Consider the following 21,856-nt stretch of genomic DNA (forward strand, 5'->3'; position numbering starts at 1 on the left):
AGCCTGCCATCAACCGGCAAGCGCCCGCAGACGGGTTGGCAGCGCGCCTTTCGAGCGGTAGGGACCCAGAACCGCGACGCCGTAGGGCTGTCGCAGCAGTTTATGGGCCACCGCGTTGACCTCGTCGACAGTGACCGCGGACAGCTCCCGCAGGGTGCGCGCGATGGGCCGATGCCGACCGTAGTTCAGTTCGGTACGGCCCAAGCGGTTCATCCGGGAACCGGAATCCTCTAGGCCCAGCACCAATCCCCCACGCAACGATCCCTTTGCGATCCGGCACTCTTCGGCGGTGATGCCATCGCGCGCCACCGAGTCGAGCACCTCGGCCGTCACGGCCGCCACTTCGGCGAACCGGTCCGGCTGGCAGGCGGTGTACACCGACAGCGCACCGGCGTCGGCAAAGGTATCCACCGATGAGTAGATCGAGTACGCCAGGCCGCGGGTTTCCCGAACCTGTTGGAACAGCCGGGAACTCAGGCCCCCGCCCAGGGCGGTGTTGAGCACCGCCAGCGCCTGACGGTGCTGCCAATAGCGTCCGGGCGCGCGTACCCCCAGGGACATGTGCGTCTGATCGGCGTCGCGGTTGACCACGGTCAGCCCGGGCGAGCCCGGAACCCGGGCGGCGCCGCGCCGCGGCGGGGCGGGCTGCTGGCCACGAATCAGCCGGTGCCCGAAATGTTCTCGCACCAACGCCACCACCGTGTCGTGGTCGATGTTGCCGGCAACGGCGACCACCATGCGCTCCGGTGTGTAGCGGCGCTGGTGGAACGACCGCAACTGTGCGCGAGTCATCGTCGACACCGACTCGACGTTGCCGATCACCGGCCGTCCGATCGGATGGTCGCCGAACAGCGTCGACAAGAACACATCGCCCAGCGCATCCTCGGGGTCGTCATCGCGCATCGCGAGTTCCTCAAGGACCACGTCGCGTTCGAGGTCGACGTCGGCAGCCGCGCAGGATCCGTTGAGCACGACGTCGCTCACCAGCGCGACCGCCAGCTCCAGGTCGGTGTCCAGCACGTGGGCGTAGTAGCAGGTGTGCTCTTTGCCGGTGAAGGCGTTGAGTTCACCCCCGACGGCGTCCATCGCCTGGGCTATGCCGGCCGCCGTGCGGGTCGGGGTGGCCTTGAACAGCAGATGCTCCAGGAAGTGCGCCGCGCCGGCCACCGTGGTGCCTTCGTCGCGCGATCCGACGCCCACCCAGACGCCCACCGACGCCGAACGAACCGCGGGGAGGTACTCGGTAACCACCCGCAGTCCGCCCGGCAGGGTGGTGCGTCGCAGGGCGCGCGACGGCGGGATGTCAGCTTTCGACAGCCGCGGCATCGGCAGGCTCAGCGGACCCCGCGTCTGGGACTGGAGCGGCGTCCGCTGCGTCTTCTACGGGCACCAGCGAGATCTTGCCGCGGTTGTCGATGTCGGCGATCTCCACGCGCAGCTTGTCGCCGACCTTCACCACGTCTTCGACCTTGGCCACCCGCTTGCCCTTGCCGAGCTTGGAGATGTGCACCAGGCCGTCGCGACCCGGCAGCAGCGACACGAAGGCGCCGAAGTCGGTGGTCTTGACCACGGTGCCCAGGAACCGCTCGCCGATCTTGGGCAGCTGCGGGTTGGCGATCGCGTTGATCTTGTCGATCGCGGCCTGCGCCGACGGGCCGTCGGTGGCGCCGACGAACACGGTGCCGTCGTCCTCGATGGAGATCTGGGCGCCGGTCTCCTCGGTGATCGAGTTGATCATCTTGCCCTTGGGCCCGATCACCTCGCCGATCTTGTCCACCGGAACCTTGATGGTGGTGACACGCGGCGCGTACGGGCTCATCTCGTCGGGGGCGTCGATGGCCTCGGCCATGACCTCGAGGATGGTCAGACGCGCGTCCTTGGCCTGCGCCAGTGCTCCGGCGAGCACCTGGGACGGGATCCCGTCGAGCTTGGTGTCCAGCTGCAGCGCGGTGACGAAGTCCTTGGTGCCGGCGACCTTGAAGTCCATGTCGCCGAACGCGTCCTCGGCGCCCAGGATGTCGGTGAGCGCGACGAAGCGACGCTCGGTCTTGCCGTCGACCTCGACGTCGTCGGAGACCAGGCCCATCGCGATACCGGCGACCGGAGCCTTCAGCGGCACCCCGGCGTTGAGCAGCGCCAGCGTGGACGCACAGACCGAGCCCATCGAGGTGGATCCGTTGGAGCTCAGGGCTTCCGACACCTGACGGATGGCGTAGGGGAACTCCTCGACGCTGGGCAGCACCGGGACCAGGGCCCGCTCGGCCAGGGCACCGTGGCCGATCTCGCGGCGCTTGGGCGAACCGACCCGGCCGGTCTCACCGGTCGAGTACGGCGGGAAGTTGTAGTGGTGCATGTAGCGCTTGGACTTCTCCGGCCCGAGCGAGTCGATCTGCTGCGCCATCTTCATCATGTCCAGCGTGGTGACGCCCATGATCTGGGTCTCGCCACGCTCGAACAGCGCGCTGCCGTGCGCCCGGGGGATCACCGCGACCTCGGCGGACAGCGCCCGGATGTCGGTGATGCCACGGCCGTCGATGCGGAAGTGGTCGGTCAGGATGCGCTGGCGCACCAGCTTCTTGGTGAGGCTCCGGTAGGCCGCGCTGATCTCCTTCTCGCGACCCTCGTAAGTCTCGGCGAGGCGCTCGATGACCTCGGCCTTGATCTCGTCGGTGCGGTCGTCACGCTCGGCCTTACCGGCGATGGTCAGTGCCTTCGCCAGCTCATCGGTCGCGATGGAGGCCACCGCGTAGTAGACGTCCTCGCCGTAAGGCGGGAACAGCGGGTATTCGGCGGTCGGGCGGGCGGCCGCGTCGGCCAGCTCCTGCTGGGCCTTGCACAGCGCCGCGATGAACGGCTTGGCCGCTTCGAGGCCCTCGGCCACCACGGTCTCGGTCGGCGCCTGGGCGCCGGCTTCGATGAGCTCGATGACGTTCTCGGTGGCCTCGGCTTCGACCATCATGATGGCGACGTCTGTGCCCCCGCCTGCGGCATCTACCGCACGTCCGGCCAGCACCATGTCGAACGCCGCGCGCTCCAGCTGCTCGACGGTGGGGAACGCCACCCAGGTGCCGTCGATCAGGGCCACCCGCGCGGCACCGACCGGGCCGGAGAACGGCAGGCCGGCGAGCTGGGTGGAAGCCGACGCGGCGTTGATCGCCACCACGTCGTACAGGTCGTTCGGGTTGAGGCTCAGCACGGTCACCACGACCTGGACCTCGTTGCGCAGGCCGTCGACGAACGACGGGCGCAACGGGCGGTCGGTGAGACGGCAGGTCAGGATCGCGTCGGTGGACGGCCGGCCCTCGCGGCGGAAGAACGAGCCGGGAATGCGGCCGGCCGCATACATCCGCTCCTCGACGTCGACGGTGAGCGGGAAGAAGTCGAAGTGCTCCTTGGGAGCCTTGCTGGCGGTGGTCGCCGACAGCAGCATGGTCTCGTCGTCGAGGTAGGCGACGACGCTGCCGGCGGCTTGCTGGGCCAGCCGGCCGGTCTCGAAGCGGATGGTGCGCTTGCCGAAGCTGCCGTTGTCGATGACAGCGGTCGACTCGAATACGCCTTCTTCAATTTCAATTGCAGACATGGAAGCCCGTGCGGCCTTTCCTGGTTCGTTCAGCTGTTTCGCAACGTCAGACGTGCGTCAGCCAACGACCTGGATGCGGCTACGGTCGTCGATCGAAGCGGCCGGATCTTTTGAAGACGTACTTTTCAGACCCGGCTGCCACTACCGAAGACCGCCCGATGCAAGTCTGGCTGTTCGCAGGGACATGTCCCGTCGTGACGTGCCGGAGTGGCGCACGCGGATGCGGGGCCACACCGATGTCCGGGCCTGGCAGGCCCGGAACGGTCTCACTCTACACGGCAGCGGCTGACGCCGGCCGGAATGTCAGCGACGCAGGCCCAGGCGCTCGATGAGCGAGCGGTAGCGCGCCACATCGGTCTGGGTCAGGTACTTGAGCAGACGACGCCGCCGGCCGACCAGCAGCAGCAGTCCGCGCCGGGAGTGGTGGTCGTGCTTGTGCTTCTTGAGGTGCTCGGTGAGGTCGACGATCCGCTTGGTCAGCAGGGCGACCTGAGCTTCGGGCGAGCCGGTGTCGGTCTCGTGCAGGCCGTAGTTGGCCAGGATCTCTTTTTTCTGCTCGACGGTCAGCGCCACGAAAAAATCTCCATCAATCGGTCCCGCGAATATGCAAGTCGGCGGCCACCGCGGACTGCAGCACGCCGAGGGGCGAGTCTAGCAGCGCCCTGGGCAGCCGTCCCAATCGCGCGGGCGGTCAGTCGCCGGAGAGCAGGCCGCGGGTTTTCTCGACATCGGTGTTCATCACCGCCACCAGGTCCGCCACCGAGTCGAACTTCTCCTGGCCGCGGATCCGGCTGACGAAGTCGACGGCGACGCGCTGTCCGTACAGGTCGGCGGTTTCGTCGATCAGGAACGCCTCCACGGTCCGGGCCCGCCCGGAGAACGTCGGGTTGGTGCCCACCGACACCGCGGCCCGGCAGCGTTGACCTGCGACGACCGTGCCCGGCACCTGACCGTGGCCCAAGACGGTGAACCATGCGGCGTACACCCCGTCGGCCGGAATCGCCGCAAAGGCCGACGGGGCCACGTTGGCGGTCGGGAAGCCCAGGCCACGCCCGCGACCGTCACCGCGCACCACCAGACCTTCGACCCGGTGGGGCCGGCCCAGCGCCTCAGCGGCGGCCGACACATCGCCGGCGTCGACACAGGATCGGATGTAGGTCGAGGAGAAGGTGACCGACTGGGTGGCGTCGGCGCGCTCGGCCACCAGCGACACCGATTCGACCCCGAACCCGAACTGCTCGCCGGCGCGGCGCAGGGTCTCGACGTTGCCGGCCGCCTTACGGCCGAAGGTGAAGTTCTCCCCCACCACCACTTCCACCACGTGCAGGTGCTCGACCAGCAGTTGGTGGATGTAACGGTCCGGGGTGAGCTTCATGAATTCGGGCGTGAACGGAATCACCAGGAAGACGTCGATGCCGAACTGCTCGACCAGCTCGGCACGGCGCGCCAGCGTGGTGAGCTGCGCGGGATGGTTGCCGGGGTAGACGACCTCCATGGGATGCGGGTCGAAGGTCATCAGCACCGTCGGCACGCCGCGCGCCTGGCCGGCCTTCACCGCATGGGCAATCAGCTCCGCATGACCACGGTGCACACCGTCGAACACGCCGATGGTGAGCACGCACCTGCCCCAGTCTGTGGGGATCTCGTCCTGCCCCCGCCACCGCTGCACGAGGACAGCCTAAACTGTCCCGTTGTGAGCCCTTGGGAGCAGTCGGATGGGCTGAGTAGCGTCGCCCAGGACTATCTGAAAGTCATCTGGACCGCCCAGGAATGGTCACCGGACAAGGTCAGCACCAAGATGCTGGCGGAGAAGATCGGCGTGTCGGCCAGCACCGCCTCGGAGTCGATCCGCAAGCTCGCCGATGCGGGCTTGGTGGACCACGAGAAGTACGGCGCGGTGACCCTGACCGACGAGGGGCGCCGGGCCGCGCTCGCCATGGTGCGCCGGCACCGCCTGATCGAGACCTTTCTGGTGCGCGAACTGGGCTACAGCTGGGATGAGGTGCACGACGAAGCCGAAGTCCTCGAGCACGCGGTGTCCGACCGGCTGATCGCACGTATCGACGCCAAGCTGGGCTTCCCGCAGCGCGACCCGCACGGCGACCCGATCCCGGCGACGGACGGTCAGGTGCCGACTCCTCCGGCCCGCCAACTGTGGGCGTGCGCCGAGGGCGAGACCGGCACGGTGGCCCGCATCTCCGACAACGATCCGGAGATGCTGCGCTACTTCGCCCAGGTGGGCATCAGCCTCGATGCCCGGTTGCGGGTGCTGACTCGCCGCGACTTCGCCGGGATCATCTCGATAGCCCTTGATTCGCCCGCGGGCTCCGATCGCGAGCAGGCCACCGTTGACCTGGGCAGCCCTGCCGCCCAGGCGATCTGGGTGGTCTAGCCCTTACTTCACGTGGTCGGCCAGCTGGCCTTCCGCCCCGAAGAGTTCCTGCTGCCAGTACGCGATGAGTTCGGTGGTGTCGATCTGGTCGGGGTGAAAGTCACGCTTCTTGAAGGGCCGCATATCGAAGTAGAAGCCCTTCCACATCGGGTTGCGCAGCATCTGCACCGTTTCCTTGAGGATCCGGAACGGTTGACGGCGGCCCTCGACGTCGGTGGTGGCGATCGAAAGCCAAGAGAACAGCACCAGAATCGGGATTCCGCAGTTCTGCGCGAAGCGCATCCAGCGGATACGCGTCGACTCCGGTACGCCGACAGCCCGGTACACGTCGAAAGCAACCGACTTGTGCTCCAGCTCTTCCAGCGCATGCCAGTTCAGCAGATTGCGGATCTCGGGGTCGTACATCATCGCCTGGACCGCCGGGCGTTTCAGGATGTTCTCCGCCCACACCGCGGTGAAATGTTCTGCGGCCACCGTGAACCCGAGGAAGAAGTGGCGAAGGCGAGGCAGCCGGTCCGGGTTGGGGAACTGCTGGTCGAGGAACTTCTCCATCCGCTCGGTGCTGCCCAGCAGGTACTCGAACCACGCGGTCGGGTATCCCATGACCGCGAGTTGCTCATTGAGCTCACGGTGCTGGCGGCCGTGCGTCTTCTCCTGCCCGACGAAGCCGGCCACCCGCTTCTTCAAGTCGGGGTCGGTGAGCTGGTCGGAGTAGCGGCGCACCGAGCGCACGAAGATGTCCTCGCCCGGCGGGAAGATCGCCGACAAGATGGCCACCAGATGGCTGAACACAATGCTGCCGTCGGCGAAATACCGGTCGCCGGCGGGCTGTTCACCGAAACCGAAGTTCAGTCGTCGGACGGCCGGGTATGTCATCACGTTCGTCATGCCAACGACGCTAGGTCCGACTTCCGGGCGGGCGGAATGTGCGAGCCGGACAAGGATTTGATGTTTTCGGACAGCCGACCGTCAGGGCCTTCGTCCCCGGTGTTTGCTGGGCGGTGTGCCGACCCACCGGATAAAGGCACGACTGAAAGCGGCCGTCTCCGAATATCCCAGTTGACGGGCCGTTTCCTCGACGGTGAGGCCCGATTCGAGCATGGCTGCCGCCAGGGTCACCCGCACCTCGTCGACCAACGCGCGGTAGCTGGTGTGTTCGCCTGCAAGGCGGCGATGCAGGGTGCGCTCGGTGATGCACAGTTCGTCGGCGATCACCGCCATCGACGGCAGCACGCCGGGGTCCCGGACCAGCCGGGAGCGCACCTGTGCGGCGATTCCCCGCCGCCGACGACGGGTCTGCAAGAGCTCTTCGCACTGCAGGGCGCACGCCTCGGCGGCAGCGGGGTCCGCCGCCGGCATCGGTAGCGCCAGCACTTCGACGGGGATGGTGATCGCACTGCGCTTCGCGGCGACGTCGACTTCGATTGTCACCCAGGGAAACTCGAGACGTTCGACGGGAAATTCGATGCCCGGCAGCTCGACCTTGATCGGCGCGTCCGAGTTCAGCTGGCCGATCAGCAGCGGCACCATGTTGGTCAGCGCGAACAGATCCCGTTCCAACATGAAGGTCCGGACGTCGGCGGGCACGGCACTGTCGTCGAACTCGAGCACGGCGCCCTCAGGGGTGTCGTGGCGGGTCAGCCGCAGAAACGTCGACGACAACGTCGCGTACCGGCAGGCCGTGTTGACCGCATCGCCCAGGGTCGGGCTGGCCAGCAGCGCATAGCCGAGCACACCGGTGTTCGCGAAGTTGTACTGCAGACCGACGTCACGGGCGAACTCGTGTGGATCTGTTACCCGGCCAAGGATGTTACGCAGGATCGCGAGTTCCTGGCCGGCTTGGACCTCGATCGCACTGTCCTCGATGTCAGCCGGCGTGACACCGGTACCCGCAAGACACCCCGCCGCATCGATGCCATGCAGGCGGGCGGCCTGAAGAAGATGCCGACAGGTCGCCACCGGCCGGGGAATGTCCCAATCCGCCTGCGCGGCACCGCCGATCGACACGTGTCCGAATATATCAAATTTGGATCGGCGCGCACCTACCGCTCTACGATTTGCCGATGGCCAAACTTGAGTTGTCCCGCGAGCTGTCACTGCCTCCCGACGAAGCCTGGTCTCATGCGTCGGATCTGGCCGAATTGGGTGACTGGCTGTCCCTGCACCAGGGCTGGCGCTGTGAGATACCGGCCGAACTCGAGGCAGGAACCACCTTGATCGGAGTGGCGGGAGCCAAGGGCATGCGTAACCGCGTCACCTGGACGGTCCGCAGGGTCGACCCGCCCGCCCTGCTGGAACTGACCGGCGACGGAGTGGGCGGTACGAAGTACGCGCTGACCCTGGCCATCGCCCCAGCCGTCTCCGGTTCGAAGTTCACTCTGCGGATGGACCTGGGTGGCCGGCCGCTGTTCGGCCCGATCGGGGCCACCGCCGCCCGCGCGGTCAAGGGCGACATCGAGCGGTCCATCAAGCACTTCGAATCGCTGTACACCTGAGTGAGCTTCCTCATGACCTGGTCCCGCCGGCGGTCGTTCTCGACGGTAGCGCCGCGACTACGTACTCCCCCAGCTCGTAGTGTTCGGCGTCGGGAGTCGCGGCGAGCCGGCGTCGATACGTATTGGGTGTCCATGGCCACAACTCGGGCAGGCCATCGGCACCCAGATACCAACTCGTGCAACCGGTCGCCCACACGGTGCCCGGCATGGCGTCATGCATGCTCGCGTTGAACTCGTCGGTGGCATGCAATGTGGGTGCGACGGTGTCGAATTCACCATCGCACCAACGCTGGATCCAGCCCAGAATGTACCCGGCCTGCGCCTCGGCGATCGCAGTCAACGAGTAGTTGCCGACCGGGCTATGCGGCCCGATCAGCATGAAGAAGTTCGGAAAGCCGGGCAGTGCCACGCCCAGGTGGGCCTTGGGGCCGGCTGCCCACAACTGCTCGACGGTGAGCCCACCGGGACCCGCCACCGCCATCGGCCGCATGAACGCATGGGCGTCGAACCCGGTGGCCAGCACGATGGCGTCGAGTTCATGCAACATGCCATCGCGGGTGACGATGCCGCGTCGCTCGATGCGGTCGATCCCGGTGTCGATCAGGTGCACGTTGCGGCGTTGCACGGCCGAATAGAAGCCCGCAGAGATCACCAGCCGCCGGCACATCGGCTGGTAGTCCGGAGTGAGCCTGCGACGCAGGTCGGGCTCACGCACCGTGCGCAGATTGATCCGGCAGGCGCGAGATAAGAACGTGCGCCGCCACCCCGGGCGCACCAGGGCGCGAGCGAAGAACTCGAATGCGTGGTCAAAGCCACGGTAGGCCAGGGCGTCCAGCACGGGGAACCGGCGGTGCAACGCGCCGGTCCAGCGCCGGTAGCTCGGATTGGGCAGCGGCAGAATCCATTGCGCACTGCGCTGATACAGCTCCAGAACGCCGACCGAGTCGGCCAGACCGCACACCAGCTGCACACCGGTTGACCCGGTGCCGATGACCGCGACGCGCTTGCCGGCCAGCTCCGCGCTGTGGTCCCACCTCGCCGAGTGCATGACCGGTCCGCAAAAGTCCGACAGCCCTTCGATGTCGGGCATCCGCGGTTCCCGCAGCACCCCGGCGGCCGAAATGAGGAAGTCGTGCGTAGCCGTCTGCCCGGTCGTGGTGGAAAGCTGCCAGCTGCGACCGTCGAAACGCGCCTCGGTGATCTCGACACCGAATCGGATCCGGTCCCTCAGGCGGTATTCGTCGGTCACCCAACGGAAGTAGTCGAAGATCTCGCCGCCCGGGGAGAAGAATCTGCTCCAGCCGGGTTTGGACGCGAAGGTGAATTGATAAAACCGGGACGGCACGTCGCAGGACAGGCCGGGATAGGTGTTGTCCCGCCAGGTTCCGCCGACGTCGTGCGCCTTCTCGTAGAGGGTGACGTCGCAGATACCGGCCCGAAGCAGCATGATCGCCTGACACAGACCCGACATGCCGGCCCCTACGATGCCGACCGAAGGCTTGCGTCGCGTCACGGGCCGTCCTCCCCCTGTTCTGCGGCGCGCACCGCACGGCGCATCACGGGCGACCACGCCAGCAACCGGTCGCCCAGGACGAGCGGTGCCCGCAGGTCGACCAGGAGGGGCACCCAGCGGGGCGCATAGACCCGACGGGCGCGTCGGGCGATACCGGCGACGATCTGCGCGGCCGCCACCTCGACCCGGATGGGCTTGCCGACCGCTCCCGGCAGTCTCGCCATCACCGCGCCCAGTCCGGGGCGATTCAGCATCTCCTGCGCCAATCCGGTGTCGATCAACCCGAAGTAGCCGATACCGACGTCGACCCCACTGCCACCGAGTTCGATGCGCAGGGAGCGAACCAGCGACTCCACTCCGGATTTGGACGCCATGTACGCGCTGACCGTGGGCCCCGGTATCACCGCTCCGATGGACGCGACAGCCAGCAGATAGCCGCGCCGTTGCCGCAGGTAGGGCAGCGCAGTCGCCATGGTGTGGAACACGCCCACCAGGTTGACGTCGATGACCGCCCGCCAGTCGCTCGGGTCGACCACCGTGACGGTGGCGGACGGGCCGGGGATGCCGGCGTTGGCCACCACGGCATCCAGCCCGCCGAAGTGCTCGGCCGCCGCCGCGCAGGCGATCGTCATCGACTCAACGGACGTCACGTCGGCCTCGAACGCGGCTGCGGCGCCGCCGAGTTCACCGACCAGCCGGTTCGCACGCGCGATGTCTCGATCCAGGATTGCCACCCGCGCCCCATGGTCGACCAGTTGCCTGGCGACTTGAGCACCGATCCCCTGCGCCCCACCGGTGATCAGGACCGTGGTGCCGGCAATTCGTTGCCGCACGGAGGCTCTCATGCGGTCTTCCTGACCCGCAGCGGCACCGACACCGGACCCTGCAGCGACGGCGTTGTCCCCCACCGCACCGGTCCGGCCAACTCCAGACCGTCGACCTCGTCGAGTAGGTAGTCGATGGCGGTAACGACCTCGAGTCGTGCCAGGTGCGCTCCGAGACAGAAGTGGATGCCATGCCCGAAGCCGAGGTGGGCCGCCGTCGCTCGGTGGACGTCGAATCGGTTCGGGTCGGGGAACTTACGCGGGTCGCGGTTGGCCGATGCGTAGAACAAGACCACCCGGGCGTCGCGCGGCACAACCGCTCCGCCGATCTCGCAGTCCGCGGTGGCGATCCTGGTCACCCATTGCACCGGCGAGCCCCAGCGGGCGGTTTCCTCGACCGCCGCGCCCAGCAGGCTGCGGTCCGCACGCAACGCGGCGAACAGTTCCGGGTCTTGCGCGAGCCGGATCAACAGCATGCCCAGCAGGTTGGTGGTGGTCTCATTGCCGGCAACCAGCACGATCAAGGCGTAGTAGAACGCCTCTTGGTCAGAGATTTCTCCGGTATCGACGGCCAGCCGCAGCCTGTCCAGCACTTCGGCGCCCGCACTTCCGGCGCGGCGTTTGAGTTCGGCCGCGACGAAGCTGCGGTATTGGATGTAGGCCGAGAAACTCGTCGATGTGAGACGAAGAACCTCGAAAATCGTTCTGGGGCTGAATATCTGCGCCCACCGATCGGAGACGGCCCGAAACTGTTCCCATTGATCGCGGGGTACCCCGAGAACTCGGGCGATCACGTTGACCGGCAACGGGATGGTCAACGCCGGCACCATGTCGACGACTTCGCCACGTTGAAGCTGTTTGACTCCGTCGGCGGCCAATTCCCTGATGTCGTCGGTGAAAGACGCGATCGACTTCTTACTGAACATGGGCTGGGTGACCCGCCGCAGCCGCTCGTGGTTCGGCGGATCAGTGGTGATGATCGAGGGACCCGGCGTAGAGCGCAGCATGATCCCGTGCGACGACGAGAAGATCTCGTTGTCGCGGGCGGCGGCGTGGACGTCGGCATAGCGCCCGAGCATCCACACGCCGAGTCGTTCGTTGACCACCACCGGGTGCTCCCGGATCCGTTCGAAGTCCGGATGCGGGTTCGCGATGCTCTCCGGCAGTGTGGGATCGAAGGTGGTGCGCGGTACGGCGGCTGGCGCGAGCCGGGCGCGCGGACGACGGAGATCGCGATAGGCACCGACGGCGAAGGGGCGCCCCAGATCGCCGATCGCGGTGCGGGCCGCCGCCGCGATCGCTCTGGCCGGGGGGTGCAGCAGGTCGCTGGGCATATCCCGACGTTAGGACTGTTGAGCCCGGACCGGAATGCGCGGAACGGACACCTATTTGATCGTTTCAGACAGACTGCGCGTCATCGTCGTGGCTCAGCGACAGGACACCCGGGCTTGGGTGACGGTCACCGATCAGCCGCCCAGCAGCCCCTTGGCGATGTGGGTGACCTGAACCTCGTTGCTGCCGGCGTAGATCATCAGCGACTTGGCGTCGCGGGCCAACTGCTCGACCCGGTATTCGGCCATGTAGCCGTTGCCGCCGAACAGCTGCACAGCGTCCATCGCGACCTCGGTGGCAGCCTCCGAGGAATACAGTTTCATCGCCGACGCCTCGGCCAGCGACGGAATCTTGCCGGCCTGCACTTTCTCCAGCGTCTGAAACACCATGTTCTGCACGTTGATCCGGGCAACCTCCATCTTGGCCAGCTTGAGTTGGATCAGCTGGAACTGGCCGATGTTCTGGCCCCACAGCGTGCGGGTCTTGGCGTAGTCGAGGCAGAGCCGATGGCATTCGTTGATGATGCCCAGCGACATCAGGGCCACGCCCGCGCGTTCGGCGACGAAATTGGCTCGGGCGCTTTCTCGCCCGTCACCACCGGTGTGCTGTTCGGTCTCGCCGAGCAACCGGTCCGGGGTGAGCCGCACGTTGTCGAAGAACAACTCACCGGTCGGTGAGGACATCATGCCCATCTTCTTGAACGGCTTGCCCTGAGTCAGTCCCGGCATCCCGGCGTCCAGAACAAAGGTCAGCACCGGCCGGTTGCGCTTGTCGATGCTCGGATCACCCTCGTCCAGCTTGGCGTAGACGATCAGCACGTCGGCGTAGGGGCCGTTGGTGATGAACGTCTTCTGCCCGTTGAGGATGTAGTTGTCACCGTCGCGTCTGACGTAGGTCTTCATTCCGCCGAACGCGTCCGAGCCGGCGTCGGGTTCGGTGATGGCCCAGCAGGCAATCTTCTCCAACGTCATCAATTCCGGCAGCCAGCGCTCCTTCTGCGCCAGCGTGCCACGGCTGAGGATCGTGGCCGCGCCGAGCCCGAGGCTGACGCCGACGGTGCTCAGCAGCCCGATGCTGACTCCGGACAGTTCGGAGACCATGATCGCGGCCATCGACAGTTGCCCGCCGAGATCGCCCATTCCGCCCGAGGATTCGCGGTCGGCCGCCGGCGCATCGGACTCGGCCTTGGCGCGTTGTTTGTCCAGCATGTTCTTGACCGCTTCGCCGGCCAGCACGTCCAGGCCGAACTCGCTGAACAGCTTGCGTGCGATCGGATAGGGCGGTATCTCTCCGGTTTCCAGTGCGTCCAGGTGCGGGCGGATCTCTTTGTCGATGAAGCCGCGAACTGTGTCGCGCATGATGAGGTCGGTTTCGGACCACTCGAACATGGCTGTTCTCCCCGGGGTCAGTGCGGCAGCCGTGCCGCGATGTCGTCGAGCTGCCAGATGCCGTCGGTCTCGATGGTGTCGGTGTCGTGCCAACCGGACAGCCGCGAGATGGCGCCACCCTGTACCGCGTACACGGTGCCGGTGACCGGGCACTTCTCGGTGGCCAGATAGGCCACCAGCGGGGAGATGTTGGCCGGGCTGAACAGGTCCAGCTCCCCTTCCTCGGGCTCGGCCATCAGCGCACCCATGCCGGGCGTGGCCAGGGTGAGGCGGGTACGTGCGATCGGAGCGATGGCGTTGACGCGCACTCCGTAGCGGTCCAGTTCCTCCGCCGCGATCAGGGTCAGTGCGGCAATCCCTGCCTTGGCCGCACCGTAGTTCGCCTGCCCGGGGTTGGGCAGCGTGACCCCGGACCCCGAGGCGGTGTTGATCACCGCGGCGTTCGGCTGGTCACCGGCCTTGGACTGCGCCTTCCAATACGCCGCGGCGTGGTGCAGCATCGCGAAATGCCCCTTGAGGTGCACGGCGATCACCGCATCCCATTGTGATTCCTCCATACCGGGGATGAAGGCATCACGCAGAATGCCGGCGTTGTTGACCAGCACGTCCAACCGGCCGAACTCGTCGATGGCCTGCTGGACAATGCCTTTCGCGGCACTCCAATCTGCGACACTGTCGGTGTTGGCGACCGCTCGTCCGCCGGCCGCCACGATCTCGTCAACGACCTGCTGCGCGGTGGTGGTGTCGGAGCCCTCGCCGGCATTACTGCCGCCCAGGTCGTTAACCACGACGCTGGCGCCCTCGCGGGCGAACAGCAACGCGTGTTCCCGGCCGATTCCTCGGCCGGCTCCGGTGATGACGGCGACACGGCCTTCCAATACACCCATGTATGACTCCTTGCTGTGTTCTAGTCTGCGATGACGGCCAAGCCGTCGGTAATGGCCAATTCGTCGGTGCCGACGCGCGCCGTCTCGAATGCGTAACTGGTCGTGTTGTCCGCCGATCCGGTTTTCCAGATCCGGGTCTCCAGGTCATCGCCGGGCAGCACCATCTTGGAGAACCGCACCGCAAATCGCTTGAGCCGAGATACATCCGACCCACCGACCTCGGTGAGCACCGCCCAGGACGTGAACGCCATGGTGCATAGGCCGTGCGCGATGATGCCCGGCAGTCCGGCCGACTTCGCAACCTCCTCGTCGAGGTGGATCGGCATCGGGTCACCGGAAGCCGGTGCGTAGCGGAACGTCTGGTCGGCATCGACGTGCTGGACGACCTTGGCGATGGGCGCCCCGTCCTGCAATGTCGGGTCGAACTTGTGCTCCGGACTGAGCTCACCGATCTTCTTGCCGGCGTTGTGTCCGCGGAAAAAGCAGGTCACGTACTGCTCGTTGACCAGTTCGCCGTCCTCGGTGCGGCATTCGAGCAGAATCGCCGCGCGAGTGCCCTTCTCCAGTCCTTCGTAGCCGATCATCTTGCCGCGAGAGACCAGCTTGTCTCCCGGTCGGATGGGCCGGTGGAAATGGAAGTCCTGTTCGCCGTGCACCACCCGCGGGATCAGCTCGACCGGTGCTACCTCGACCGCTGGAACCAGCAGTGACTCGAACACCGGCACGATCGCAAACACCGGCGGTGCGAGCTCACCGCTGCGGTGCGCGGCGATCGGATCGTTGGTCGCCGCGGCGTACTCGGCGATCCGATCCCGGGTGACCTCGAAGCGGTCCTCGTCGCTCCACTTGTCCAGCCCGGCATCGTCGAATGCCAGATCGTCGTCCACCTCAGGCCGCCGCCGACGCCAACGCCTCGAGCTGCACAAGGGTCTTGTCGAGTTGCTTGGCGCCGTCCTTCTCGACCGCCTTACCTAGCGCACCCTTGATCAGCGCGCCCTCGAAGTCGCCGGCCACGCTGAATTGGGAGCCGTCACCATCGGGTGTAACGGTGAAGTCGAAGCGGCACTTCACGCCCGCCATACCGGTCCCCGAGAGCGTCAGGCTGGTCGGGGCGTCGACCTTCTCGACGGTCCATTCGATCTTGTTCGCCATCCCCAGCATGACGATCTTGGCGGTCAGCGCCGATCCCTCGGCCAGTGCGGCCGGTGGTTCGGTGAGCCACTTCTCGTGGATGGTGAACCACTGGTCCCAGCTGGACAGGTCGCTGATGGTGTCCCACAGCGCGTTCGGGCTGACGGCCAGGCTTTTGGTGGCTTCGATGTGTCCCATGGGGTGTTCTCCTCGGCTATCGATGGTTTAGCGCTCGGCGCGCTGGTAGGCGGTGACCACGGCGGCTCCGCCGAGGCCGATGTTGTGTTGCAGGGCGGCGGTGACGCCCGGCACCTGGCGTTTGTCGGCGTCGCCCCGGAGCTGCCAGGTCAGTTCGGAGCACTGCGCCAACCCGGTGGCGCCCAGCGGATGTCCCTTGGAGATCAAGCCGCCAGAGGGGTTGACCACCCAGCGCCCGCCGTAGGTGGTGTCGCCGGCGTCGATCAGCTTGGGCGCGTCGCCCTCGGCGCAGAGCCCCAGCGCTTCATAGAGCAGCAGCTCGTTCGCCGAGAAGCAGTCATGCAGCTCGATCACCTGGAAGTCTTCCGGACCCAGGCCGGACTGCTGGTAGACACGTTGCGCGGCTTGCACATTCATGTCGTAGCCGATCAGGTTCTTGGCGCTGCCGTCGAAGGTGGAGGCGAAGTCGGTGGTCATCGCCTGCCCGACGATTTCGACCGCTCGCCCGGCCAGGCCGTGCTTGTCGACAAACGCCTCGCTGGCCAGAATCGCCGCACCCGACCCGTCCGAGGTCGGCGAGCACTGGAGCTTGGTCAGCGGGTCGTAGATCATTCGCGAGCCCAGGATGTCGTCGAGGCTGTATTCGTCCTGGAACTGGGCGTAGGGGTTGTTGACCGAATGTTTGTGGTTCTTGTAGCCGATCTTGGCGAAATGCTCGGCGGTCGAGCCGTGTTGCTTGATGTGTTCGCGGCCCGCGGCGCCGAACATCCACGGCGCAACCGGGAACAGCACTTCGGAGATCTCGGCCATCGCGAGCACATGCTTTTCCATCGGCTGGGCACGGTCGTCGTAGGTGGACTCCAGCGAACCGGGCTTCATCTTCTCGAAGCCCAGCGCGATGGTGCAGTCGGCCAGCCCGCCCCGGATCGCTTGGGCGGCGAGGTAGAGCGCTGTCGACCCGGTCGAACAGTTGTTGTTGACGTTGACGACCGGGATCCCGGTCAGCCCCAGCTCGTACAGGGCCCGCTGACCGGAGGTGGACTCGCCGTAGACGTAACCGACGTAGCCCTGTTCCACCTCGCGGTAGTCGATCCCGGCGTCGGCCAGCGCCTTGGTGCCGGATTCCCGGGCCATGTCCGGGTAGTCCCATGCCGACCCGTCGTCGTTGAGTCGACGGCCCGGCTTCTCGAACTTCGTCATGCCAACGCCGATCACATACACCTTGTTCGCCATCAGGCTCCTCCCGTATTGCGCATCAGGGCCGACTCCAGCCCCTACACATAGAAACATACAAGCCAGATTGTATCTTGACTAATTCTGCCAGATGGTGGACCGTATGGGCGTGAAGGGCAGCTGAGGACACCCTGAGCTTCTGCTCATCGTTCGAAGCTGAACGTGGTTACTTTGGCTCCGCGGAGGTCGCCATGACAGCTCGCAGAATCGGTTCGTCGCGCGCCGCGCCCTGGGCGATCGCGGGCTCCACTCTGCTGGCGGCGGCCTCCACGGTCGCGTCAGCGCCTGCTATCGGGACAACGCCGTGGACGGTGCAAACACTGTTGCTCGCCGGCGACACGGCATTGGTGATGGGCGGCACCGGAATCCAGGTCCCAAACCCCAGCCCCGACTACATCGTTGATGTCACCACCAAATACATCACCCCGAATTTCCCGGACTTCACCGCGGACCAAGCACAAGGCCTGTTCACGCCCGAGAACCTGTACCCACTGACCGGCACCAAGAGCTTGACTCTCGACCAGTCACTGGACCAGGGGGTCCAGATCCTCCATGACGCGATCATGCAGGAAGTCGGCACTGGAAACCGCGTCGCCGTCCTGGGCTATTCGCAGAGCGCCGTGATCGCCAGCTTGGAAATGCAGAAGCTGGCCGGACTGCCGCCCGGGGAGCAACCAAGCCCCGACGACCTCCACTTCGTGCTGATCGGCGATCCCAGCAATCCCAATGGCGGGTTCTTCGAGCGCCTCGTCGGGTTCACCGCGCCGAGCCTGGGTGCGACCCTGACCGGCGCGACACCGTCCGATACCCCCTACCCGACCGATATCTACACGATCCAGTACGACGGCTATGCCGACTTCCCGAAGTATCCGCTCAATCTGCTGTCGGACCTCAACGCACTCTTGGGCGTCTTGTACGGGCATGGCATGTACCCGGCCCTCACGGCCGAACAGATCTCTGACGCCAGGGAATTGGCGACGTCACCGGGGTACGACGGTGCCACCACCTACTACATGATCCCGACCGAGAATCTGCCACTGCTGGAACCGCTGCGGTCGATCCCCGTCGTCGGCGATCCGTTGGCCGATCTGCTCCAGCCGGCCTTGAAAGTCCTCGTCGACTTGGGCTATGACGATCCCTTTGCGGCGACCACCTACGCCGACGTTCCCACCCCGATCGGATTGTTCCCCAACATTGACGTCGGCACGGTCCTCGACGACCTGGCGCGTGGGGCGCAGCAAGGATTCCAACAGTTCGTGAACGATCTCGGGTCGCTGTCCATGCCGGACCCGGCGGCGCTGGTCGCGGCGACTCTGCCGTCGATACCCTCTGGCCCCGGCGATCTCGTATCGGAGCTCACCCACATCGTCAATACCGTCACCTCGGTAGTCGCGACCAACTACGCGGCGCTGCTTCCCACCGCGGATCTGCTCCTGACATTGCTGACCAGTGTGCCGCTGTACAACGCCCAACTGTTCATGGCCGGCATCGAGGCCGGCAACCTTGTCGACGCGATCGGTAACCCGCTCGCAGCCGACGCGGCGCTGATCTCGATGGGGCTGGGCCTTCTTGGCTTAAACGTCTTGAATACAGCCACATTCACCGTGGACGCACTCGCGGGACTCTTCTCATGACCTTCGCGCCGCACCCGAATGGGCCGATCCGGGCAGGTCTCCGGCTTGCCGCCGCCGCGGGTATCGGTCTCTTGGCGCTGACCGCAACGATCAGCGTGCCGTTCGCGTACGCCGACGACGTCACGTTGGTCCTGGGCGGCACCGGGCTTTCGGTACCCAACCCGCCGCCCGGCTTCATCATTGGCGGCACCGACAAATTCGTCACACCGAATTTCCCCGGTTTCACCAGCGCCCATGCGCAGGGTGTCTATACCCCCGAACAACTTTATCCGTTGACCGGAGTCAGCAGCCTCACGCTGAACCAGTCGGTAGCCGCGGGCGCCAACACGCTGAACAATGCCATTCTGCGTCAGATCGCTGAGGGGAACCATGTCGTCGTCCTCACCGACTCGCAAAGCAGCGTCGTCGCCGGCGAAGTGATGCGCCTGCTGGCCGCCCTGCCCGCCGACCAACAACCCAGCGCCGACGCGCTGGGATTCGTGCTACTCGTCGACCCGAACAATCCGAACGGCGGGCTCTTCGCCCGCTATCCCGATCTTGCCTTCCCGGCGCTGGGCGTGACATTCAACGGTGCGACGCCACCGGACACGATTTACCCGACGGCTGTCTACACGCTTGAATACGACGGCGCCTCAGACTATCCGCAGTACCCGATCAATATCCTGGCCGACCTCAATGCGATCGCCGGCTTTCTGTTTGTACACCCGACCGCCGGCAATCTGACACCGGAACAGATCGCGTCGGCGATCGAGCTGCCGACCGACCCGGCCTACGGCACCGCGACCACCTACTACATGGTCCCCACGGAGAACCTTCCCCTGCTGGAGCCGCTGCGTGCCCTGCCGATTATCGGAAACCCCCTGGCCGACCTGATCCAGCCGGATCTGAGGGTGCTGGTCAACCTCGGTTACGGGGATCCCGACTTCGGCTATTCGACGGGGCCGGCGAACGTGCCCACGCCGGCCGGCTTCCTGCCCAACGTCGACCTCATCGATCTCTTGACCGACTTGGTCAAGGGCGCGCAGCAGGGTTGGAATGACGCGTTTAACAGCGTGACCTTCGAAGCGTTGGGATCGAACTTCGCCGCGGCTGCGACGGGTTCGCCGCTGGACATCCTCACCGGGGTCACCGGCATCACCGCCCCTCCGGTTCCGGTACCCACGATCATTCCGGGTGACACCGTCGGCAACATCATTTCGGTAGTACAGGCGCTGGGTGCCAATACGTTCGCAAATCTGACCTTGGCGCTGGGAGTTAACGCCGCGGCGTTCCTGCCGCCGGTGCAGATGGCCCTAGAGGCCGTGACCACCCTGCCGTCGGTCAACATCAACGCCGTCCTCTCTGCGGTCGACGCGCTGGCCGGGGGCGACGTCGCCGGTTTCATCAGCACTCTTGGTGCCATACCCGGCGAGGACATCACCATCGGCCTTTTCGCGGCGCTGGTGTTCGCCGACGACATTCTCAATGCCGTGGCGGCCGACCTCGTGGCGCTGCAGGGAGCTGTTGACGGTGGCCTCGAAATCCTTTCCGCCGTTGTGCCGTAACCGGGAAACCGCACTGCCGCCATCTCCTGAGGAGGTCGGGTAATGACATCGCCGAGGCGCCTTTCTGGTCTGCCCTGCGCCATCGCCGGCAGCGCCCTGCTGTGGCTGACGGCGTCCACACCAATCCCGTTCGGGGTGCCGACAACCCGGGTAGTGACGTTGCTGGACAGCGAGGCGTGGATCATGGGCGGCACCGGACCGTGTTGCAGGACACCCGAATCGCCGTGGCCGCAGCCGCCGGCGGAGCTGATCCAGCCGGTGATCGACCGTTTCATCACCGGCACCATTGCGCCGGCGAACGTCGGCCCGCATTACTCCATCGACAGCTCCTACGGTCTGGCCACCCCCGAGCAGCTTCACCCGTTCACCGGCTTGGAAAGCCTGTCCTTCGACACGTCGGTGCAGTGGGGCGCCGACGTCCTCGACGAACAGATCCGGACCCAGATCGCCGCCGGCAACAGCGTGGTGGTGTTGGGCGTCTCGCAGAGCGCGTCGATCATCACCCGTGAGATGAGCTACTTGGCCACCCTTCCCGCCGATGAGCGGCCGGACATCGATCAGTTGGCCTTCGTCCTGCTCGGGGACGGCAACAATCCCAACGGCGGCCTGCTGGAACGCTTCGACGGTGCCGACATCCCCGCCCTGCTGACGTTCTCCGGCGCGACCCCGAACAATCTGTATCCGACGGACGTCTTCACGCTCGAGTACGACGGGTGGGCGGACTTCCCGAAGTACCCGCTCAATATCGTGGCCGACCTCAACGCCCTGCTGGGCATGGCTACCGTGCACGGCACCTACGCGGCTCTCACGCCCGAGCAACTTGCGACGGCTATCGAGCTGCCGACGGCCGGCGACACCATGACCCACTATTGGATGATTCCCACCGGTTATCTGCCACTGCTCCTACCGTTCCAGCAACTCGGCGTCCCGGCGTGGCTGATTCACCTGATCGAGCCGGACTTGCGGGTGATCGTCAATCTTGGCTACGGCGACCCCGACCATGGGTGGTCAGCCGGACCGGCGAACGTTCCCACCGTGGCCGGACTTTTCCCCACGGACGTCAATCCGTTCGCGGTCCTCGAAGATCTGGTCGACGGCGCCCTACGCGGAGCAGACGCGGCGCTCACCGACCTCGGGCTGCCAACGTTGCCGTCGCTGATCACCGACCCCGTCACTTACCTGGCGACTGCTCTCGGTTCCTTGGCTGATCAGACCGATCCGCTTATCCACGCCGTGAGTTCCGGTCTGCACGACGCGGTGAACAGTGTCGTCATTCCCGACTGGCTCGCGGCCGCACTCAGTCCGGTGTCCGGCGCGCTCAATAGCCTCGACAGCGTGGTCGGCCATGTCATCAACGATCAGCTCGATCCGCTGATCCAGCAGGCCGTTTACGCCCTCGGCGACCCGCTGCGAGACGCCCTCACCGACATCGGCGCCGACGACCGGCTCACCAATGCCGTCTACGTCATCGAGCAGCTGTTGCCCGTCGTTCTGGGCGCGCCGGGCAACTTCGTCACCAACGACCTGCATTTCCTCGCCGAAGGGACGAACCAGTTAGTCGCCGGTGACTTCGGCGGGTTTGTGGACCAACTCGAGCTCATCCCCGCCGGCGACATCACCATGGCCGCGCTGATGGGCCTCGGGTTGCCGTTTCTGGCGCTGCAGTCCATCCTCGCCGGCGTTCCGCTCACCATCTGACCCGGGC

At 66.0% G+C, this 21,856-nt stretch carries 19 protein-coding genes; 5 read left to right on the top strand and 14 right to left on the bottom strand.

Annotated features, from left to right (window positions below; translation table 11 throughout):
• Window positions 1-9: 9 nt before the first annotated feature.
• From ABW16_RS07585 to ABW16_RS07600, 4 genes are all read right to left on the bottom strand, one after another.
• Complete coding sequence (locus ABW16_RS07585; RefSeq protein WP_047318529.1) at window positions 10-1,326, bottom strand: M16 family metallopeptidase; 1,317 nt, start codon at window positions 1,324-1,326, stop codon at window positions 10-12.
• Window positions 1,304-3,580: a polyribonucleotide nucleotidyltransferase gene (locus tag ABW16_RS07590; protein WP_047318530.1), complete on the bottom strand. Its 2,277-nt coding sequence runs from the start codon at window positions 3,578-3,580 to the stop codon at window positions 1,304-1,306. Before ABW16_RS07590 ends, ABW16_RS07585 begins: the two co-directional genes overlap by 23 nt.
• A 303-nt stretch (window positions 3,581-3,883) precedes the next feature.
• Window positions 3,884-4,153, bottom strand: a complete 270-nt coding sequence (gene rpsO / locus ABW16_RS07595) for a 30S ribosomal protein S15 (protein ID WP_047318531.1) — start codon at window positions 4,151-4,153, stop codon at window positions 3,884-3,886.
• Between the two features lie 118 nt (window positions 4,154-4,271).
• A complete protein-coding gene (locus ABW16_RS07600) occupies window positions 4,272-5,249 on the bottom strand; it encodes a bifunctional riboflavin kinase/FAD synthetase (RefSeq protein ID WP_047318532.1) in 978 nt (325 codons plus the stop codon).
• A gap of 24 nt (window positions 5,250-5,273) precedes the next feature.
• Here ABW16_RS07600 and mntR point away from each other — a divergent pair, with 24 nt between their 5' ends.
• A complete protein-coding gene (mntR, locus tag ABW16_RS07605; protein ID WP_047318533.1) occupies window positions 5,274-5,972 on the top strand; it encodes a manganese-binding transcriptional regulator MntR in 699 nt (232 codons plus the stop codon).
• A gap of 3 nt (window positions 5,973-5,975) precedes the next feature.
• Here mntR and ABW16_RS07610 read toward each other — a convergent pair whose 3' ends face one another.
• Window positions 5,976-6,860: a metal-dependent hydrolase gene (locus tag ABW16_RS07610; RefSeq protein ID WP_233424711.1), complete on the bottom strand. Its 885-nt coding sequence runs from the start codon at window positions 6,858-6,860 to the stop codon at window positions 5,976-5,978.
• A gap of 81 nt (window positions 6,861-6,941) precedes the next feature.
• Window positions 6,942-7,979, bottom strand: coding sequence for an AraC family transcriptional regulator (locus ABW16_RS07615; protein WP_052956802.1), 1,038 nt, complete (start codon window positions 7,977-7,979; stop codon window positions 6,942-6,944).
• Window positions 7,980-8,035: 56 nt separating this feature from the next.
• Here ABW16_RS07615 and ABW16_RS07620 point away from each other — a divergent pair, with 56 nt between their 5' ends.
• Complete coding sequence (locus ABW16_RS07620) at window positions 8,036-8,467, top strand: type II toxin-antitoxin system Rv0910 family toxin (protein WP_047318534.1); 432 nt, start codon at window positions 8,036-8,038, stop codon at window positions 8,465-8,467.
• Window positions 8,468-8,477: 10 nt separating this feature from the next.
• Here ABW16_RS07620 and ABW16_RS07625 read toward each other — a convergent pair whose 3' ends face one another.
• The 8 genes from ABW16_RS07625 to ABW16_RS07660 form a co-directional block, all read right to left on the bottom strand.
• Complete coding sequence (locus ABW16_RS07625; protein WP_047318535.1) at window positions 8,478-9,980, bottom strand: flavin-containing monooxygenase; 1,503 nt, start codon at window positions 9,978-9,980, stop codon at window positions 8,478-8,480.
• Window positions 9,977-10,825: an SDR family NAD(P)-dependent oxidoreductase gene (locus tag ABW16_RS07630; protein WP_047318640.1), complete on the bottom strand. Its 849-nt coding sequence runs from the start codon at window positions 10,823-10,825 to the stop codon at window positions 9,977-9,979. The genes ABW16_RS07625 and ABW16_RS07630 overlap by 4 nt, the downstream gene beginning before the upstream one ends.
• Entirely contained in the window at window positions 10,822-12,138 is a 1,317-nt protein-coding gene (locus ABW16_RS07635; protein ID WP_082133998.1) for a cytochrome P450, read from the bottom strand. Before ABW16_RS07635 ends, ABW16_RS07630 begins: the two co-directional genes overlap by 4 nt.
• 132 nt (window positions 12,139-12,270) lie before the next feature.
• Window positions 12,271-13,524 (bottom strand): acyl-CoA dehydrogenase family protein, encoded by a 1,254-nt coding sequence (locus ABW16_RS07640; RefSeq protein ID WP_047318536.1) that lies wholly within the window; start codon window positions 13,522-13,524, stop codon window positions 12,271-12,273.
• Between the two features lie 17 nt (window positions 13,525-13,541).
• Complete coding sequence (locus ABW16_RS07645) at window positions 13,542-14,411, bottom strand: SDR family oxidoreductase (protein ID WP_047318537.1); 870 nt, start codon at window positions 14,409-14,411, stop codon at window positions 13,542-13,544.
• A gap of 20 nt (window positions 14,412-14,431) precedes the next feature.
• Entirely contained in the window at window positions 14,432-15,298 is an 867-nt protein-coding gene (locus ABW16_RS07650) for a MaoC/PaaZ C-terminal domain-containing protein (protein ID WP_047318538.1), read from the bottom strand.
• A 1-nt stretch (window position 15,299) separates the two neighbouring features.
• The gene (locus ABW16_RS07655; protein ID WP_047318539.1) at window positions 15,300-15,740 is read right to left on the bottom strand and encodes a type II toxin-antitoxin system Rv0910 family toxin; all 441 of its coding nucleotides are present in this window, start codon (window positions 15,738-15,740) and stop codon (window positions 15,300-15,302) included.
• 27 nt (window positions 15,741-15,767) lie between these two features.
• The gene (locus ABW16_RS07660; RefSeq protein ID WP_047318540.1) at window positions 15,768-16,973 is read right to left on the bottom strand and encodes a lipid-transfer protein; all 1,206 of its coding nucleotides are present in this window, start codon (window positions 16,971-16,973) and stop codon (window positions 15,768-15,770) included.
• A gap of 191 nt (window positions 16,974-17,164) precedes the next feature.
• On the opposite strand from ABW16_RS07660, the gene ABW16_RS07665 reads away from it, so the two are divergent.
• From ABW16_RS07665 to ABW16_RS07675, 3 genes are read left to right on the top strand one after another with little or no spacing between them, the layout of a single operon-like run.
• Window positions 17,165-18,607 carry a PE-PPE domain-containing protein gene (locus ABW16_RS07665; RefSeq protein WP_047318541.1) on the top strand — a complete coding sequence of 481 codons (1,443 nt, stop codon included), beginning with the start codon at window positions 17,165-17,167 and terminating at the stop codon, window positions 18,605-18,607.
• Window positions 18,604-20,151 (top strand): PE-PPE domain-containing protein, encoded by a 1,548-nt coding sequence (locus ABW16_RS07670; RefSeq protein WP_052956804.1) that lies wholly within the window; start codon window positions 18,604-18,606, stop codon window positions 20,149-20,151. The genes ABW16_RS07665 and ABW16_RS07670 overlap by 4 nt, the downstream gene beginning before the upstream one ends.
• 42 nt (window positions 20,152-20,193) lie before the next feature.
• Entirely contained in the window at window positions 20,194-21,849 is a 1,656-nt protein-coding gene (locus tag ABW16_RS07675; protein ID WP_047318542.1) for a PE-PPE domain-containing protein, read from the top strand.
• The last annotated feature ends 7 nt before the right edge of the window (window positions 21,850-21,856 follow it).

Origin of the sequence: Mycolicibacter heraklionensis (assembly GCF_001021505.1) — a bacterium.
Taxonomy (GTDB): Bacteria; Actinomycetota; Actinomycetes; order Mycobacteriales; family Mycobacteriaceae; genus Mycobacterium; species Mycobacterium heraklionense.

Coding starts and splice junctions, on each gene's coding strand:
- ABW16_RS07585 (WP_047318529.1), bottom strand. CDS start 1,326: ATGCCGCGGCTGTCGAAAGCTGACATCCCGCCGTCGCGCGCCCTGCGA.
- ABW16_RS07590 (WP_047318530.1), bottom strand. CDS start 3,580: ATGTCTGCAATTGAAATTGAAGAAGGCGTATTCGAGTCGACCGCTGTC.
- ABW16_RS07610 (WP_233424711.1), bottom strand. CDS start 6,860: ATGACGAACGTGATGACATACCCGGCCGTCCGACGACTGAACTTCGGT.
- ABW16_RS07620 (WP_047318534.1), top strand. CDS start 8,036: ATGGCCAAACTTGAGTTGTCCCGCGAGCTGTCACTGCCTCCCGACGAA.
- ABW16_RS07630 (WP_047318640.1), bottom strand. CDS start 10,825: ATGAGAGCCTCCGTGCGGCAACGAATTGCCGGCACCACGGTCCTGATC.
- ABW16_RS07635 (WP_082133998.1), bottom strand. CDS start 12,138: ATGCCCAGCGACCTGCTGCACCCCCCGGCCAGAGCGATCGCGGCGGCG.
- ABW16_RS07640 (WP_047318536.1), bottom strand. CDS start 13,524: ATGTTCGAGTGGTCCGAAACCGACCTCATCATGCGCGACACAGTTCGC.
- ABW16_RS07645 (WP_047318537.1), bottom strand. CDS start 14,411: ATGGGTGTATTGGAAGGCCGTGTCGCCGTCATCACCGGAGCCGGCCGA.
- ABW16_RS07655 (WP_047318539.1), bottom strand. CDS start 15,740: ATGGGACACATCGAAGCCACCAAAAGCCTGGCCGTCAGCCCGAACGCG.
- ABW16_RS07660 (WP_047318540.1), bottom strand. CDS start 16,973: ATGGCGAACAAGGTGTATGTGATCGGCGTTGGCATGACGAAGTTCGAG.
- ABW16_RS07665 (WP_047318541.1), top strand. CDS start 17,165: ATGACAGCTCGCAGAATCGGTTCGTCGCGCGCCGCGCCCTGGGCGATC.
- ABW16_RS07670 (WP_052956804.1), top strand. CDS start 18,604: ATGACCTTCGCGCCGCACCCGAATGGGCCGATCCGGGCAGGTCTCCGG.
- ABW16_RS07675 (WP_047318542.1), top strand. CDS start 20,194: ATGACATCGCCGAGGCGCCTTTCTGGTCTGCCCTGCGCCATCGCCGGC.